Raw genomic sequence first — 15,353 nt, forward strand, 5'->3', positions numbered from 1 at the left:
AGCGGCGCACGCCGCTTTAGCTGAGACGGACAGGAGTCCAGAGCAGCCTGCCGGGGACAACCCATTAGTGAACTGTGGAGACAATAACAATGAAAACCCTCAAGCAACTGGCCCTGGCCACCGCTGTTCTGGCTGTTCCTTTCATGGCTCAGGCTGAGCTCAAAGCCATGGATGACACTGCTCTGGCAACCGTAACCGGTCAGGATGGCATCAGCATCTCCGGTAGCTTCAACGGCACTATCGGTAGCCTGGTCTACACCGACGGCGACGCTAACGGCGGTTCGCTGCGCATGGAAACCGTTTCCTTCACTGGCTTCAACATCGACGATAACGCTCCGGTCATGGTTGACGTGGTCACTAACGGCAGCGGCACCCAGCAACTGCAAATCAGCCTGCCGACCATCACTGGTCAACTGAGCGTTGGTGCAATCAAGATTGGTGACACAAGCGCTGCAAGCATCGGTTCCCTGGCTGTTAACGACATGAACATGGCCGGCACCACTGTTAAAGTCTGGGGCCACTAAGTTCGCTTAGTTGTTCCGTGTGATGAAAAGTCTTACCGGCTTCGGCCGGTAGGACTTTTCTCTTGCCGGATAGGAGTGCGGTTGGCTGATGATCGAGATTCTGCTGGGCAGCCTGATCGGCGTGTGGGGCTTTACAGAGGCGGTGGATACCAAGCCGCCAGCACCGGGCACTGTGCATATCAATCAGTACTTGCTGCCAAACGGGCCTTTGCGAGAGACGGTGACGCTTGAGCCGATGAGCCAGTTGCAGTTTCGCAATGTGATTCGTCAGGCTTATGACTACAGCTGTGGCTCGGCTGCTTTGACCTCACTGCTGGATTATTTTCTCGGTCGCAACCTGCAAGAACGCCAGGTAATGGAGGGATTGCTGCAGTTTGGCGAGGCCGACAAGATCGTCGAACGGCGCGGTTTTTCCCTGCTCGACATGAAGCGGTTTGTCACGGCGCTGGGTTACAAAAGTGGTGGCTTTCGCGCGACTTTCCCCGATCTCGACGCGCTTGAGCATCCGGCCATCGTGCCGATCGAATATGCCGGCTTCAAACACTTTGTGGTGGTGCGCGATGTCTACAACGACCACGTGTTTGTGGCGGATCCGGCACTCGGCAATATCAGTTTTACCCGTACGCGCTTTGAGGAGATCTGGGATCAGAACGTGCTATTCGTGATTTTCCCAAACGGCACTGAACCGCCGAATGCCATGGCCTTGAACGAGCAAGATTTGCGCATCATTGATGATCGCACCATCAGCTTGCTGGCATTTCGTGAGTTCCCAGAAATGACCAAATTTACCGAAAACCAAGCCACAGAGCTGGGTTCCGGCGGCGATATTCGCTATATCCGACGCAAGTAAAACGCCCGGCATAACAATAAATATTTGGGGGCTGCGCCATGAGAGTTTTGCATTATGTATGGCTGGCCATACTGGCAGGGGCTGCCAGTTCAGCGGTGTTTGCCGACGAGCCGAGCTCGGTCGATCAGGCACGTGAAGCCTTGAGCAAGCAGGAAGACGACGCCGATAGCGCCAAGGCGTTGGAAGAAGTGTTTCAGGCTGCGGAAAAAAGCTACACCTTATTGAAAAAAGGCGAGCGAACCCTGACCTATGGTTTCGATTACTCGCTGCTGCGCGATACGGTTATTGAAACCGTACGTACCGGCAACAATGTTTTCAGTGTGATTGGCCAGAGCGAGGCGCAGCATACCTTCACCAACTCGTTCACCTTTGACTATGGCGTATGGGACAACCTGACCTTCAGCGTTCGTCTGCCCATGATCGCCAAGTACGACACCGAACGTGATTTGAATGCCTACAGTCTTGGTGATATCTCCGCCAGTCTGCGTTGGCAGCCGTGGACATCTTTGCGCGGTAAGCCGGTAACCACTCTTTACGCGACCCTAGGTTTGCCTACGGGCAATAGCCCCTACGACATCAATTCCCAGAGCGACCTGTCTACAGGCAGCGGTACCTACAGCCTGGGCGTTGGCGCGAATATGTCCTATGTGATCGACCCGGTCGTGCTGTTTGGCTCTGTTGGTTACACCTACAACATGCCAATCACCGGCATTGGCCAGGTACGCGGCGGTCGCTTACTCGAAGAGGTCGATCCCGGTTCGTCATTTTCCCTAAGCATGGGCTTTGCCTATGCACTGTCCTATGACGTGTCGCTGGCGACCTCTTATCAGATGTCGCATTCGCTAAAGCCCACCTTCACCTTTGCTGACGGCGAAGCCGAGGGTCGCGGGCAGACCAGTGCGGTGATGAACTTCTCGCTGGGTTTGCGTACATCGCCTGATCGAATCGTTAACGTAAATGCCGGTTTTGGTATGACCGAGGATTCGCCGGATGTGCTGTTGGGCATCTCCATGCCTTTGGATATCAAAGGCCTGAAGGCCCAATAGACGCGAGCGAATCTTCTTATGAATATGCGAATTTCGCTGCTTGCGCAGACGATTTTTTGGGCAACTTCGCTCTGTTGTGGGCTTGCCCAGGCACAGCTGGCACAGAACCTGACAATTGGTAGCCCTAAGGCTATGGCGCTTGGCAACGCGGTTACGGCTGACTTTGTCGGTATCGACTCAGTGCATTACAACCCCGCAGCCTTGACCAAGCTCAAAGGGCGGCAAACGACGGTCAAATTCATCACCGGGATGATGGATATTCGTGCCGACTTTGATGCGCCTGAAGGTTATGGAAGCAACTTTCTTGGTCTCAACAACGACCCGGTCGCCAACTCCTCCAGCCGCGCCGGGGCGGCCATGATGTATCTGCCCGGTGTGGGGGGCGCCACCGAGTTGCCGATGCTGTTTGCGCCGCTGGCTGGGCTTTCAATTACGCCGCCTGGCTCCAAGCTGACTTTCGCCACCAATATGTATACGCCGCAGGCGCTGGGCTTTGCCCGTGGCGATGATGACCCTGGGCGCTACCAGGGGAAGGAGTTGGTAATCCAGCGTCTGACTTACTTCTCGCCCTCAGTGGCGTATCAAGTCAACGATGAGTTATCGGTGGGGTTGTCCATCGGCTTTTCCCATCAGGCCATGGCACTGAATCAGGATTTCCGTGCGCCAGGTATCCTCACTGGCTTTGTCGGGGTGGCTCAGGACGCCTTATGTCTTGTGGATGGCAACCCGTTCGAAATATTCCTGAATATCTGTGGCGGTGAACTGGGGCCTTTCACCGACATCGCCAATATCGATATCGATATGCAGCAGACCCTTTCGCCCACCTGGAACGTTGGTTTCCTCTGGGAGCCGAATGATTGGTTTGCCCTGGGCGCGGTGTATCAGAGCGAGGCCAAAATGCGCTTGAAAGGGCGCTATGTGGTGGACTACTCGGAGAACTGGCAGGGCTTCTGGCAGGGGCTCGACAGCTCATTTATCGGGGCCGTATTCAACACCCTTACACCCGATGGGTTGTTCGATAAGGAGCAGGGTAACGTCTCCTTGAACATGACCTATCCGGCGCACTTTGCCACTGGTATCAAGTTCAAACCGCATGACCGCTGGCAGATCAACCTAGATGTGAAGTGGACCGACTATGCCGCCTGGGACAAGTTCGAACTGGAGTTCGACCGCCAGTTGGATATTCTGACTATTGCCAGCCTGTTCTCCCCGGAGAACGCCACGTCGACCAGCATTATTCTTGATCGTGGTTATGAGTCTGTCTGGAGTTGGGCCATAGGTGTCGAGTACCAGGTCAATGATCGCCTTAGCCTGCGTATGGGCTATGAACCACGGCCGTCAGCCATTCCCGGCAACAAGGCCGATGTGCTGGCGCCTTTGGGCGATGCCAAACTCTATGGTCTTGGGCTGGGTTACCAGTGGGATAAGGACACCGTGATTGACCTAGGCTTCAACTACTTGGTCAGCAAGCAGGACATCCCCGCGCGTTCCAGTTGCAACATCAACTGCTCATCCATCGACAGCATGGTGTACAACCCCTATGCCGACCTGGATGTTAAAACCAGCGTTAAAGCCTATGTGCTGGCGTTAACCTACCGCACCACGTTCTAAGGTTCTGTCATGCGCATTGTGCTGATACTGATAGGTTGTTTGGCTGCTACGCAGGCCAGCGCAAGTGGCCGCTACCTGACCTGGGTAGACGACCAAGGGCGGGTGCATAACAGCTTTGTCGACAAGCGCTATATAGCCCATCAGCATGCGGCGGCTGACAATATCCAGCGCAGCGATCAGGCGCGTTTGAATGATGGGGAGGAGGCCGTCTGGCCTGGTAGCAAGAGCAGCGGTGAGAGCAAGCGGCGCTATTTCACCTGGGTAGATGCCAGCGGTAATCTGCAAAACAGCTTCTATGCCGGCCAGCAGGTGCAAACGGGCGGCAATGAGGTTCTTCTGGGGACGGGTGAGCGCTCCAGTGCGTACATCAGTTCGGATGTGCTGGAAGGTCGCGATTTTGCCCGTGACGAGCAGGATGGTCGCTACTTCACCTGGGTCGATGAGCAGGGGCGCATGCGCAACTCCAAGGTGCCGCCCAAGGGGGCCAAAGCACCGACACCCACCTTGCACAATGTGCCGCTGACTCAGGGTAGGGAAGTGACCTTCGAGGCCAAGCCTCAGAGCCTTCCTGGTTTGGACGGACAACCGACTGCCGCAATGCAAGCGTTGCTGGCTGGAACCGAGGTAAAGAGCGAAGGGCGCTATCAGGCGTTGGTTGAGCGTTGCTGCGGGCAGTTGACTGAAGAAGACTTCACTCCCCTTAGCGCTGATGAGCCGCGTTATGAAGAGTTAAACCGCTTTTCCCCCAGCCTGGATTTCCCCATGGGCAAGAGCTATTACGCTGCCTTGAAGCTGCCACGCTCGCAGTATGACTTCGGTTTGCGAATTCGCAGCTTCGCCAACAAACAGGTGGCTTATCCCTCCTTGCTGTTCCTTGATCAGGCCAAGCAGCCAACGCGCCTGGTCAGTGATGCGGTGTACCAGCTACACGCGGAAACCTGGTACCGCTATGCCTTTATCGAAGGCACTGTCCCCGTGCGAGCCGCCGCCGGTGAGCACTACGTGCTGTTGTTAACCACGGATGAAGATCGCAGCCTGCAAACCCTCGATAACAAACCGTTCAAGCGCCCCTTGCAGGCGCTGGCAGTCGATGAAGCAGGCATGCAGAGCCATGTCCACAGCGACGAAGGTGCATTTGAACTGGCGATTGTGCGTTAGCAACTTAATCAGACAGCCATAAAAAATCCCGGACGTAACCGGGATTTTTAGTCGTTGGAACAATCTGCTCTACGCAGTCGAGACGTGACCAAACAGCTCTTGCGAGAAACGCGTGCGTTCTTCGGCGGTTTCGACGATGCCTTTCTTTGCCAGTTCGGCTATGCGGGCTTCCACTGCATGAGCGCGGTGGGTGAGGCCACAGTCGTTGGCGATCTGGATATTCAGGCCGGGGCGGGCGTTGAGTTCGAGAATCAGTGGGCCCTTGTCCTGGTCCAAGACCATGTCTACGCCGATATAACCCAGACCGCACAGCTCGTAGCAGCCTGCTGCCAGCTTCATAAAGCCGTCCCAGTTTGGTAGTTGCACGCCGTCCACCGCATTGGTGGTGTCCGGGTGTTTGCTGATTTTGTTGTTCAGCCAGGTGCCGCGCAGGGTTAGCCCGGTTGCCAGGTCAACCCCCACGCCGATAGCGCCTTGGTGCAGGTTGGCCTTACCGCCGGACTGGCGGGTTGGCAAACGCAGCATGGCCATAACTGGGTAGCCCATCAGCACGATGATGCGGATGTCGGGCACGCCTTCGTAGCTGATGCTTTTGAAAATCTGGTCAGGAGTGACGCGGTATTCAATCAGTGCGCGGTCACGGTGGCCGCCGAGGGAGTAGAGGCCTGTAAGGATGCTGGAGATTTGATGCTCGATCTCCTCGTGACTAATGATCTTGCCCGAGACGGTCTTGTACTTATCTTCGAAGCGATCAGCGATCACCAGAATGCCGTCACCGCCAGCACCTTGCGCTGGCTTGACTACGAAGTCTGGACGATCACCGATAATCTCACGCAGCTTGTCGATGCCTTTCTCGGTATCGATAACGCCATACATCTCAGGTACATCGATACCCGCTTCGATGGCGCGTAGCTTGGTGATGATCTTGTCATCGACGATCGGGTACAGGTGTCGTTTGTTGTACTTCAGCACGTAGTCCGCGTTGCGTCGGTTGATGCCCATGATGCCTTTGGCTTCAAGGGATTTCCACGTCTTGATCAGACCGAACATGGCATTAGTCCTTGAGGAAGGCTTTGAAGCGGAACAGTTCGGTCAGGCGGTAGCCACGGTAGCGACCCATCGCCAACATAAAGCCGACCATGATCATCAGCACTGCAGGGAAAGTGAAGATGAAGTAGTTGAGCTCCTTCACGCTCATCAGCAAGTGCGCCAGGGTGGCGGCGAACAGCGTGCCAAGAGCAACCTTGAAGGCATGGCCACCACCGCGCTCTTCCCAGGTGATGGACAGGCGCTCGATGGTCATGGTCAGAATCACCATTGGGAACAGTGCTACCGATAGGCCGCGTTCAAGCCCAAGTTTGTGGCTAAACAGGCTGATTGCGGCGATCAGCACGACAACGAAGGTCAGTACGACTGATAGGCGCGGCAGCATCTGCAGTTTCAGGTGTTCAAGGTAGGAGCGTAGCGAAAGGCCCAGTGCAGTGATGATCGTGAAGAACATAATGCCGTAGCCCAGCTGCATCTCGCGGAACGCCAGGGCGATCAGTACCGGGGTGAATGTGCCGAGTGTTTGCAGGCCGCCGAGGTTACGCAGGATCAGGATCACCAATACGCCGATTGGGATCATGACCATGATCATAAAGGTCTGCTGGGTTTGCAGTGGCAGGCCATACAAGGTGTATTCGAGGAAGTCGGCGTCGGTGTTCTCGTCGGTCAGTTTAGCCAGGCGAATAGCGTTCATTTCGCTGTTATTCAGGCTGAAGCTGACTTGCGCCTGCTTGCCACCTTCAAGGGTGACCAGGCTGTCATCACCGGTCCACCAGACCAGGCGATCAACCGGCAAACCTTGTTCGCCGCTTTCCGGGTTGAAATACAACCAACTTTCGCCGTTGAAGCTGCGCAGCCAGAGCTCCGGGTTCTGCTGGATATCTGCAGCAAGGCGAATGGTGTGCACACGCTCCATTGGTACGTGGGCAATGGACAGCAGCAGCTCGATAACTTTGGCTTTGTTCGGGGTGGAGGCGTCGCCACCCAGCAGCAGCTTGACGTTGTCGTCATTGACGTTGTTAACGCGTTTGATGGTCTCGCTGATGAACGTTTCGACGTCCGCAGAATGCTGGCGAATCGGTGCGAGCAGCGCTTCGGCTGCAATCTTTTCGGCGCCCTCAACCGGGATGCTGTCACGGAAGATCGGGCCTTTGGCCTTGGTTTGCTCGCCGCTGTAGCGCTTGGTCAGTACCAGGCGATAGTAGAGGGTCTGCTTGCCACTGGCGCGACGTGCGGACCAAGTGACTTTACGGTTGCCGTCAGCACGGTTGATGCTCACGCCGTAGTTATTCGAGATAAAGCTCTCGTTCAGGCTGACGTAATCCTGTGCCAGCGGTGGCACGAACATCTGCAGCTTGACCGGCTCACGCGGGCTGGCCTGGAACTCGACTTTGGCGTCGATATTCCACAGGTCATCAGTTTCGTCTTCGGTCATCGGAATGCCGAGGATGAAGATCTGATAAGCCGTGATCAGAATGCCCAGACTCACCAGGAGTATGACTAGGACTTTCAGATGGAGGGTAAGAGAGCGCATGGGAGTTACTCGCCAAGGTTTGCGACAGGGGCACAAGCAGGTTTGCCTGCTGCGTATTTAAGACTCGGATCGACCAGCGCCGAAAAGCGTTTGAGTGCTTCGGAGCCTATCAACAACGGGTATTGGAAAGCACTGCGGTCGGTCAAGTTCACTTCAATTGTGCGTAGGGCGCTGCCCATGCAGATATCCATTTCGATTACCGGGCGTGCTGTATAGGTTTTTTCTTCCTCTGGATCATAGTCGCCCGCGCGCCGTTTGATCTTGCTGATGCGTGCCAGTGGGCGTTCGATCGGGCTGCTGTGTGCTTCGTCGATGGCCAGGTAGAAACGCACCCAGGTATCACCGTCGCGCTTGAATCGTTTGATGTCGCGAGCGCTGAGTGAAGCGGTTTTGGCGCCGGTGTCGAGCTTGGCGGCAAGTTTCAGGTCGAGGTCGAATAGTCGGACGTATTCATTAAGCCCATAGACTGTCTTCTCCGCGGCGAAACTCAGGCCGGGAGCAAGTAGCAGGCATAGCAAAAGGATGGAGGGCTTTAGTGTCATAAGTCCTGGGTATGGTGTTGATGATGGGTCGAGCAAAAGCCGTTAGCGCGTGTCGCAGTTGGTGCACCTGGGCTTGGAGTCTAGCAGGCAGTCAGAAATTCCTCTGCAAGCGTGAAGCGGGCGGCATTCTACCATGGGCTTTTTCAGTCAGGACAGGCGCTTATAGGCGTTTATGCAAGTAAGGTCGCGGCTGCAGGTGACTAAAGTAGGTTTGCGCACTGTCAACAATTTGCTGTGTTTGTTTGACACTAACCTGCTCTAGGCGTAATTTTCAGGCATCATTTTTGTTTAGTGTTGACAATATGCTTGATGTAATTGAGCCGCTCGAGTCCGCTCAGGAAGACTCTGAAACCCTTTCCGAACAGGTTTTTCGGCGCATTCAGGCGGCTATCGTCAAGGGTGAAATCGCCCCCGGTAGCAAGATTTCAGAGCCTGAACTGGCGCGCACCTACGGCATCAGCCGTGGCCCGCTGCGTGAGGCGATTCACCGCCTGGAAGGCCAGCGCTTGCTGGTACGCGTGCCACATATCGGCGCGCGGGTGGTGTCGCTCAGTCATGCCGAATTGATCGAACTCTATGAGATTCGTGAGTCCCTGGAAGGTATGGCTTGCCGCCTAGCTGCCGAACGCATGACCCAGGCGGAAATTGATGAGCTGCGTGCGGTGCTCGATTTGCATGAGCAGGACGCCGCCTTCAAGGCCGGTGTCGGCTACTACCAGCAGGAAGGTGATTTCGACTTTCATTACCGGATCATCCAGGGCAGCGGCAACAAGACCTTGACCCAGATGCTCTGCGGCGAGCTGTATCAGCTGGTGCGCATGTATCGCCTGCAGTTCTCCGCCACGCCGAACCGTCCGCACCAGGCGTTCGCTGAACACCACCGCATTCTCGATGCCATTGCCGACCGTGACGGTGAGCTGGCCGAGCTGTTGATGCGCCGTCATATCGGTGCCTCCAAACGCAATATCGAGCGCCACTACGCCATAAGCATGGGGCAGGGCGCACATCCCAAGACAGCCAAAACCCGAGGTGAGTCATGAGCTTGAAGAGTCCAGGCCAGCGTTTCCGTGATGCGGTGGCCGAAGAGCACCCGCTGCAAGTCATTGGTGCGATCAACGCCAACCATGCATTGCTGGCCAAGCGCGCTGGTTTCAAGGCGATCTACCTGTCTGGTGGCGGTGTAGCGGCGGGTTCGCTCGGCTTGCCTGATCTGGGCATCACCGGCTTGGATGATGTTCTCACTGATGTTCGCCGCATCACCGACGTGTGCGACCTGCCGTTGCTGGTGGATGTCGACACCGGTTTCGGGGCTTCGGCATTCAACGTCGCCCGTACGGTCAAGTCGATGATCAAGTTCGGCGCGGCGGCGATTCATATCGAAGATCAGGTTGGCGCCAAGCGCTGCGGCCATCGCCCTAATAAAGAAATCGTGACCCAGCAGGAGATGGTCGACCGCATCAAAGCGGCCGTCGATGCGCGCACCGATGACAGCTTTGTGATCATGGCGCGTACCGATGCCCTGGCCGTTGAGGGGCTGAACTCGGCTCTGGACCGCGCTGCAGCCTGTGTTGAGGCCGGCGCTGACATGATCTTCCCGGAAGCCATCACCGAGCTGGCGATGTACAAGACCTTCGCCGATCGGGTGAAAGCGCCAATACTGGCCAATATCACCGAATTCGGTGCCACGCCGCTGTATACAACCGAAGAGCTGGCCTCGGTGGATGTCGGCCTGGTGTTGTACCCGCTGTCGGCCTTCCGCGCTATGAATAAGGCGGCCGAGAACGTCTATATGGCCGTGCGCCGCGACGGCACACAGAAGAATGTGGTCGACACCATGCAAACCCGCATGGAGCTGTATGAGCGCATCAATTACCACGCCTTCGAGCAGAGCCTCGACGCGCTGTTTGCCGCCAAAAAATAAGCGGAGCGCAGGCAGTAGCCACCTGCTTAAAAAGAACAACCGACCGGATCGGATGAGGAGAGATAAGCGATGAGTGCGACCCCAGAAACCACCACCCCAGGCTTCAAGCCGAAAAAATCCGTGGCCCTGAGCGGCACTGCCGCCGGCAACACCGCGTTGTGCACGGTCGGCCGTACTGGCAACGACCTGCACTACCGCGGTTATGACGTGCTCGATTTTGCCAACCGCTGCGATTTCGAAGAAATCGCCCACCTGCTGGTGCATGGCAAGCTGCCCAATGTTGCCGAGCTGGCTGCCTACAAGGTTAAGCTTAAAGCGCTACGTGGTATTCCGGCAGCGCTCAAGGTCTCGCTCGAACAACTGCCGCCGTCGGCGCACCCGATGGACGTGATGCGCACCGCGGTGTCGGTGCTCGGTTGTGTGTCGCCGGAGAAGGACGATCACAACCATCCTGGCGCCCGCGATATCGCTGACAAGCTAATGGCCTCGCTGGGTTCGGCGTTGTTGTACTGGTATCACTTCAGTCATAACGGCAAGCGCATCGAGGTGGAAACCGACGATGACTCCATCGGTGGGCACTTCCTCCACCTGCTGCACGGTAAGACGCCACGTGAGTCTTGGGTGCGCGCCATGCACACCTCGCTCAATCTGTATGCCGAGCATGAATTCAATGCCTCCACCTTCACCTCGCGGGTGATCGCCGGTACCGGCTCGGATATGTATTCCTGTATCGCTGGCGGCATTGGCGCGTTGCGCGGGCCCAAGCATGGCGGGGCTAACGAAGTGGCGTTTGAAATTCAAAAGCGCTATGACAGCCCTGATGAGGCCGAAGCCGATATCCGTGCTCGTGTAGAAAAGAAGGAAGTGGTGATTGGCTTTGGTCATCCGGTCTACACCGTGAGTGATCCGCGCAACAAGGTGATCAAGGACGTGGCCCGCGAGCTGTCGGCGGAGCAGGGCAATATGAAAATGTACGACATTGCCGAGCGCCTGGAATCAACCATGTGGGAAATCAAGAAGATGTTCCCCAACCTCGATTGGTTCAGCGCCGTCAGCTACCACGTGATGGGGGTGCCGACCGCCATGTTCACTCCGTTGTTCGTCATTGCTCGCACATCCGGCTGGTCCAGTCATGTCATCGAGCAGCGCATCGACGGAAAGATCATCCGCCCGAGCGCGAACTACACAGGCCCTGAAGACCTGAAATTTGTGCCGCTCAAGGATCGTCCATGACCATGAACAGCATGAATAGCCAGTACCGTAAGTCACTGCCCGGCAGCGCGCTGGACTACTTCGACACCCGTGAGGCAGTCGATGCCATCGCGCCGGGTGCCTACGCCAAGCTGCCCTATACCTCCCGCGTGCTGGCTGAGCAGCTGGTGCGCCGCTGTGAGCCGGTCGCGCTTACCGATTCGCTCAAGCAGCTGATCGAGCGCAAGCAGGACCTCGATTTTCCCTGGTATCCGGCGCGCGTGGTCTGCCACGACATCCTCGGTCAGACCGCCCTGGTCGATCTGGCCGGCTTGCGTGATGCCATCGCCGAGAAGGGTGGTGATCCGTCCAAGGTCAACCCGGTAGTGCCGACCCAGCTTATCGTCGACCACTCCCTGGCAGTGGAGGCTGCGGGCTTTGACCCGGATGCCTTCGCCAAGAACCGCGCCATCGAAGACCGTCGTAACGAGGACCGCTTCCACTTTATCGAGTGGACCAAGACCGCGTTCAAGAACGTCGACGTGATCCCGGCCGGCAACGGCATCATGCACCAGATCAACCTGGAGAAAATGAGCCCGGTGATCCAGGCCCGTGGCGGCGTGGCCTTCCCGGATACCTGCGTGGGTACCGACTCGCACACCCCGCACGTCGATGCCCTGGGCGTAATCGCCATCGGCGTCGGTGGTCTGGAAGCTGAAACCGTGATGCTCGGCCTGCCGTCGATGATGCGCCTGCCAGACATTGTCGGTGTCGAGCTTACGGGTAAGCGCCAGCCTGGCATTACCGCCACCGACATCGTCCTGGCCATTACCGAGTTCTTGCGCAAGGAGCGCGTGGTCGGTGCTTGGGTCGAGTTCTTCGGCGCGGGTGCGGATAGCCTGACCATCGGCGACCGTGCGACCATTTCCAACATGTGCCCGGAATACGGCGCCACCGCTTCGATGTTCTACATCGACCAGCAAACCATCGACTACCTCAAGCTCACCGGTCGCGAACCCGAGCAGATTGAGCTGGTCGAGAACTACGCCAAGACCACCGGTCTGTGGGCCGATGCCCTGGTCAGCGCCGAGTACGAGCGGGTGCTGAGTTTCGATCTGTCCACCGTTGTGCGCAACATGGCGGGCCCGAGCAACCCGCATCGCCGCTTGCCGACCTCGGCACTGCACGAGCGTGGGATTGCCGATGAAGCCAAGCTGGCGGCTGGAAAAGTTGAAGAAAGCGAAGGTCTGATGCCTGACGGCGCCGTGATCATCGCCGCCATCACCAGCTGCACCAATACGTCCAACCCACGCAACGTGGTGGCTGCCGGTCTGTTGGCGAAGAAGGCCAATCAACTGGGTCTGCTGCGCAAACCGTGGGTCAAGACGTCCTTCGCCCCGGGCTCCAAGGTCGCCAAGCTGTACCTGGAAGACGCCGGTCTGCTGAACGAACTGGAAAAGCTCGGCTTCGGCATCGTCGGCTATGCCTGCACCACCTGTAATGGCATGTCCGGCGCTCTGGACCCGGTAATCCAGCAGGAAATCATCGACCGCGACCTGTACGCCACTGCCGTATTGTCCGGTAATCGCAACTTTGACGGTCGTATCCATCCCTACGCCAAGCAAGCCTTCCTCGCTTCTCCGCCTCTGGTCGTGGCCTACGCCATCGCCGGCACCGTGCGTTTTGACATCGAGCAGGACGTGCTGGGTACCGATAAAGCGGGCAACCCGATCACCCTGAAGGACCTGTGGCCGAGCGACGAGGAAATTGACGCTATCGTTGCTGCCTCGGTGAAGCCGGAGCAGTTCAAGCAGATATACATCCCGATGTTCGATCTGGGCACTATCGAGGAAGCGGAAAGCCCGCTTTACGACTGGCGCCCGATGTCTACCTACATCCGTCGTCCGCCTTACTGGGAAGGCGCCCTGGCCGGTGAGCGCACGCTCAAGGGCATGCTGCCGCTGGCCATCCTGCCGGACAACATCACCACCGACCATCTGTCGCCGTCCAACGCGATTCAGATGAACTCGGCCGCCGGTGAGTACCTGCACAAGATGGGCCTGCCGGAGGAGGACTTTAACTCCTACGCCACCCACCGCGGCGACCACCTGACTGCGCAGCGCGCTACGTTCGCCAACAAAGAACTGGTCAATGAAATGGCCGTGGTTGATGGCGTAGTGAAAAAAGGTTCGCTGGCGCGCGTCGAGCCGGAAGGCAAGGTTATGCGCATGTGGGAAGCGATCGAAACCTACATGAACCGTAAGCAGAACCTGATAATCGTTGCTGGTGCTGACTACGGTCAGGGCAGCTCGCGGGACTGGGCGGCCAAGGGCGTGCGCTTGGCGGGTGTGGAAGTGATCGTTGCTGAAGGCTTCGAGCGCATCCACCGGACCAACCTGGTGGGCATGGGCGTGCTGCCGGTCGAGTTCAAGCCGGACACGACCCGCCTGACCCTCGGCCTCGACGGCACTGAAACCTATGATATCCAGGGTGATTTGTCGCCGCGCTGCGAGCTGACCTTGGTGGTCAATCGTCGCAACGGCGACATGGTCAAAGTGCCGGTGATCTGCCGTCTGGATACCGCTGCCGAAGTCAACGTCTACAACGCGGGCGGCGTATTGCAGCGCTTTGCCCAGGACTTCCTCGAGTCGACCCAGGGCTGATCCACCACCGGGGCGATAACGCCCCGGTCTTTTTCAGGAGCGCGTTATGGCTTATCCAGCCCAGATCAAGATTGCCGCCACCTATATGCGTGGCGGCACCAGCAAGGGCGTGTTCTTCCGCCTGCAGGACCTGCCGCCAAGCTGCCAGGTGCCGGGCGCGGCGCGCGACAAGCTATTTATGCGGGTAATCGGCAGCCCCGACCCTTATGCCGCGCAGATCGATGGCATGGGCGGCGCCACATCCTCGACTTCCAAATGCGTGATTCTGTCGAAAAGCAGCCAGCCGGATCACGATGTCGACTACCTCTATGGCCAGGTGTCGATCGACAAGGCTTTCGTCGATTGGAGCGGTAACTGCGGCAACCTATCTACCGGTGCTGGGGCTTTTGCTATTCATGCAGGTTTGCTCGACCCTGCGCGCATTCCGGAAAACGGCGTGTGCGTGGTGCGTATCTGGCAGGCGAATATCCAGAAAACCATCATCGCCCATGTGCCCGTTAGCAATGGTCAGGTGCAGGAAACTGGCGACTTCGAACTCGATGGGGTGACCTTTCCAGCCGCCGAGATCGTGCTGGAGTTTCTCGATCCGTCCGATGACGGCGAGGAGGGTGGTTCGATGTTTCCCACCGGTAATCTGGTTGATGATTTGGAAGTGCCGGGTGTCGGTACTTTCAAGGCGACCATGATCACTGCTGGTATTCCGACGGTGTTCGTTAATGCCGAAGACATCGGTTATAGCGGTACCGAGCTGCGCGAGCAGATCAACGGCGACCCTGAGCAGCTGGCGCGGTTCGAGAAGATTCGTGTGGCCGGCGCCTTGCGCATGGGGCTGATTAAAACGGCGGATGAGGCGGCTACCCGGCAGCACACGCCGAAAATCGCCTTTGTGGCCAAGCCCAAGGACTACGTCTCGTCCAGCGGCAAGACGGTGCAGGCGGATGAAGTCGATCTGCTGGTGCGCGCGCTGTCCATGGGCAAGCTGCACCACGCCATGATGGGCACTTGTGCCGTTGCCATCGGCACGGCAGCGGCGATTCCTGGAACTCTGGTCAATCTGGCTGCCGGTGGCAGTGCGCGCGAAGCAGTGCGTTTTGGCCATCCATCAGGCACCTTGCGCGTCGGCGCCCAGGCTGGGCTGGTCGATGGCCAGTGGACGGTTACCAAGGCGATTATGTCGCGTAGCGCGCGGATTCTGATGGAAGGCTGGGTGCGTGTTCCTGGTGACTTGATCTGACTCGATAAAGTAAGAAAAGGCTTGAAGTTATC

Annotated in this window: 13 protein-coding genes; 10 read left to right on the forward strand and 3 right to left on the reverse strand. The window is 57.6% G+C overall.

The features are described 5' to 3' along the window. Positions 1-89 precede the first annotated feature (89 nt). The 5 genes from ACIGEK_RS09985 to ACIGEK_RS10005 all read left to right on the forward strand — a co-directional run bounded on the left by ACIGEK_RS09985 (position 90) and on the right by ACIGEK_RS10005 (position 5,189). Positions 90-524 (forward strand): DUF6160 family protein, encoded by a 435-nt coding sequence (locus ACIGEK_RS09985; RefSeq protein WP_397493190.1) that lies wholly within the window; start codon positions 90-92, stop codon positions 522-524. Between the two features lie 88 nt (positions 525-612). After that, positions 613-1,374 (forward strand): C39 family peptidase, encoded by a 762-nt coding sequence (locus ACIGEK_RS09990; RefSeq protein WP_397493191.1) that lies wholly within the window; start codon positions 613-615, stop codon positions 1,372-1,374. A 38-nt stretch (positions 1,375-1,412) separates the two neighbouring features. Continuing rightward, positions 1,413-2,420: a transporter gene (locus ACIGEK_RS09995; protein ID WP_397493192.1), complete on the forward strand. Its 1,008-nt coding sequence runs from the start codon at positions 1,413-1,415 to the stop codon at positions 2,418-2,420. An 18-nt stretch (positions 2,421-2,438) separates the two neighbouring features. Continuing rightward, positions 2,439-4,031: an outer membrane protein transport protein gene (locus tag ACIGEK_RS10000; RefSeq protein WP_397493193.1), complete on the forward strand. Its 1,593-nt coding sequence runs from the start codon at positions 2,439-2,441 to the stop codon at positions 4,029-4,031. A gap of 9 nt (positions 4,032-4,040) precedes the next feature. Then, on the forward strand, positions 4,041-5,189 hold the full coding sequence (locus ACIGEK_RS10005; protein WP_397493194.1) for a MalM family protein: 1,149 nt from the start codon (positions 4,041-4,043) through the stop codon (positions 5,187-5,189). 69 nt (positions 5,190-5,258) lie between these two features. Here ACIGEK_RS10005 and ACIGEK_RS10010 read toward each other — a convergent pair whose 3' ends face one another. The 3 genes from ACIGEK_RS10010 to ACIGEK_RS10020 are packed head-to-tail and all read right to left on the reverse strand — an operon-like array spanning position 5,259 to position 8,312. Next, positions 5,259-6,239: an alpha-L-glutamate ligase-like protein gene (locus ACIGEK_RS10010; RefSeq protein ID WP_397493195.1), complete on the reverse strand. Its 981-nt coding sequence runs from the start codon at positions 6,237-6,239 to the stop codon at positions 5,259-5,261. Positions 6,240-6,243: 4 nt separating this feature from the next. Then, positions 6,244-7,770, reverse strand: coding sequence for an inactive transglutaminase family protein (locus ACIGEK_RS10015; protein ID WP_397493196.1), 1,527 nt, complete (start codon positions 7,768-7,770; stop codon positions 6,244-6,246). 5 nt (positions 7,771-7,775) lie between these two features. Beyond that, entirely contained in the window at positions 7,776-8,312 is a 537-nt protein-coding gene (locus ACIGEK_RS10020; protein ID WP_397493197.1) for an ATP-dependent zinc protease, read from the reverse strand. Between the two features lie 302 nt (positions 8,313-8,614). Between ACIGEK_RS10020 and ACIGEK_RS10025 the strand changes: the two genes are divergently transcribed. The 5 genes from ACIGEK_RS10025 to prpF all read left to right on the forward strand — a co-directional run bounded on the left by ACIGEK_RS10025 (position 8,615) and on the right by prpF (position 15,321). Further along, the gene (locus ACIGEK_RS10025; protein ID WP_397493198.1) at positions 8,615-9,352 is read left to right on the forward strand and encodes a GntR family transcriptional regulator; all 738 of its coding nucleotides are present in this window, start codon (positions 8,615-8,617) and stop codon (positions 9,350-9,352) included. Then, on the forward strand, positions 9,349-10,233 hold the full coding sequence (gene prpB, locus ACIGEK_RS10030) for a methylisocitrate lyase (RefSeq protein ID WP_397493199.1): 885 nt from the start codon (positions 9,349-9,351) through the stop codon (positions 10,231-10,233). The genes ACIGEK_RS10025 and prpB overlap by 4 nt, the downstream gene beginning before the upstream one ends. Before the next feature lie 69 nt (positions 10,234-10,302). Beyond that, positions 10,303-11,466, forward strand: a complete 1,164-nt coding sequence (prpC, locus tag ACIGEK_RS10035) for a 2-methylcitrate synthase (RefSeq protein ID WP_397493200.1) — start codon at positions 10,303-10,305, stop codon at positions 11,464-11,466. Between the two features lie 11 nt (positions 11,467-11,477). Then, positions 11,478-14,087 carry a Fe/S-dependent 2-methylisocitrate dehydratase AcnD gene (acnD, locus tag ACIGEK_RS10040; protein ID WP_397493987.1) on the forward strand — a complete coding sequence of 870 codons (2,610 nt, stop codon included), beginning with the start codon at positions 11,478-11,480 and terminating at the stop codon, positions 14,085-14,087. Positions 14,088-14,133: 46 nt separating this feature from the next. Then, the gene (prpF, locus tag ACIGEK_RS10045) at positions 14,134-15,321 is read left to right on the forward strand and encodes a 2-methylaconitate cis-trans isomerase PrpF (protein ID WP_397493201.1); all 1,188 of its coding nucleotides are present in this window, start codon (positions 14,134-14,136) and stop codon (positions 15,319-15,321) included. Positions 15,322-15,353 lie beyond the last annotated feature (32 nt).

Source organism: Pseudomonas sp. NPDC079086 (assembly GCF_044542155.1).
Taxonomy (GTDB): Bacteria; Pseudomonadota; Gammaproteobacteria; order Pseudomonadales; family Pseudomonadaceae; genus Aquipseudomonas.

What these genes read in the sequence shown, in the direction of transcription:
- ACIGEK_RS09985 (WP_397493190.1), top strand. Translation starts at nt 90, where the DNA reads ATGAAAACCCTCAAGCAACTGGCCCTGGCCACCGCTGTTCTGGCTGTT.
- ACIGEK_RS09990 (WP_397493191.1), top strand. Translation starts at nt 613, where the DNA reads ATGATCGAGATTCTGCTGGGCAGCCTGATCGGCGTGTGGGGCTTTACA.
- ACIGEK_RS09995 (WP_397493192.1), top strand. Translation starts at nt 1,413, where the DNA reads ATGAGAGTTTTGCATTATGTATGGCTGGCCATACTGGCAGGGGCTGCC.
- ACIGEK_RS10000 (WP_397493193.1), top strand. Translation starts at nt 2,439, where the DNA reads ATGAATATGCGAATTTCGCTGCTTGCGCAGACGATTTTTTGGGCAACT.
- ACIGEK_RS10005 (WP_397493194.1), top strand. Translation starts at nt 4,041, where the DNA reads ATGCGCATTGTGCTGATACTGATAGGTTGTTTGGCTGCTACGCAGGCC.
- ACIGEK_RS10010 (WP_397493195.1), bottom strand. Translation starts at nt 6,239, where the DNA reads ATGTTCGGTCTGATCAAGACGTGGAAATCCCTTGAAGCCAAAGGCATC.
- ACIGEK_RS10015 (WP_397493196.1), bottom strand. Translation starts at nt 7,770, where the DNA reads ATGCGCTCTCTTACCCTCCATCTGAAAGTCCTAGTCATACTCCTGGTG.
- ACIGEK_RS10020 (WP_397493197.1), bottom strand. Translation starts at nt 8,312, where the DNA reads ATGACACTAAAGCCCTCCATCCTTTTGCTATGCCTGCTACTTGCTCCC.
- ACIGEK_RS10025 (WP_397493198.1), top strand. Translation starts at nt 8,615, where the DNA reads ATGCTTGATGTAATTGAGCCGCTCGAGTCCGCTCAGGAAGACTCTGAA.
- prpB (WP_397493199.1), top strand. Translation starts at nt 9,349, where the DNA reads ATGAGCTTGAAGAGTCCAGGCCAGCGTTTCCGTGATGCGGTGGCCGAA.
- prpC (WP_397493200.1), top strand. Translation starts at nt 10,303, where the DNA reads ATGAGTGCGACCCCAGAAACCACCACCCCAGGCTTCAAGCCGAAAAAA.
- acnD (WP_397493987.1), top strand. Translation starts at nt 11,478, where the DNA reads ATGAATAGCCAGTACCGTAAGTCACTGCCCGGCAGCGCGCTGGACTAC.
- prpF (WP_397493201.1), top strand. Translation starts at nt 14,134, where the DNA reads ATGGCTTATCCAGCCCAGATCAAGATTGCCGCCACCTATATGCGTGGC.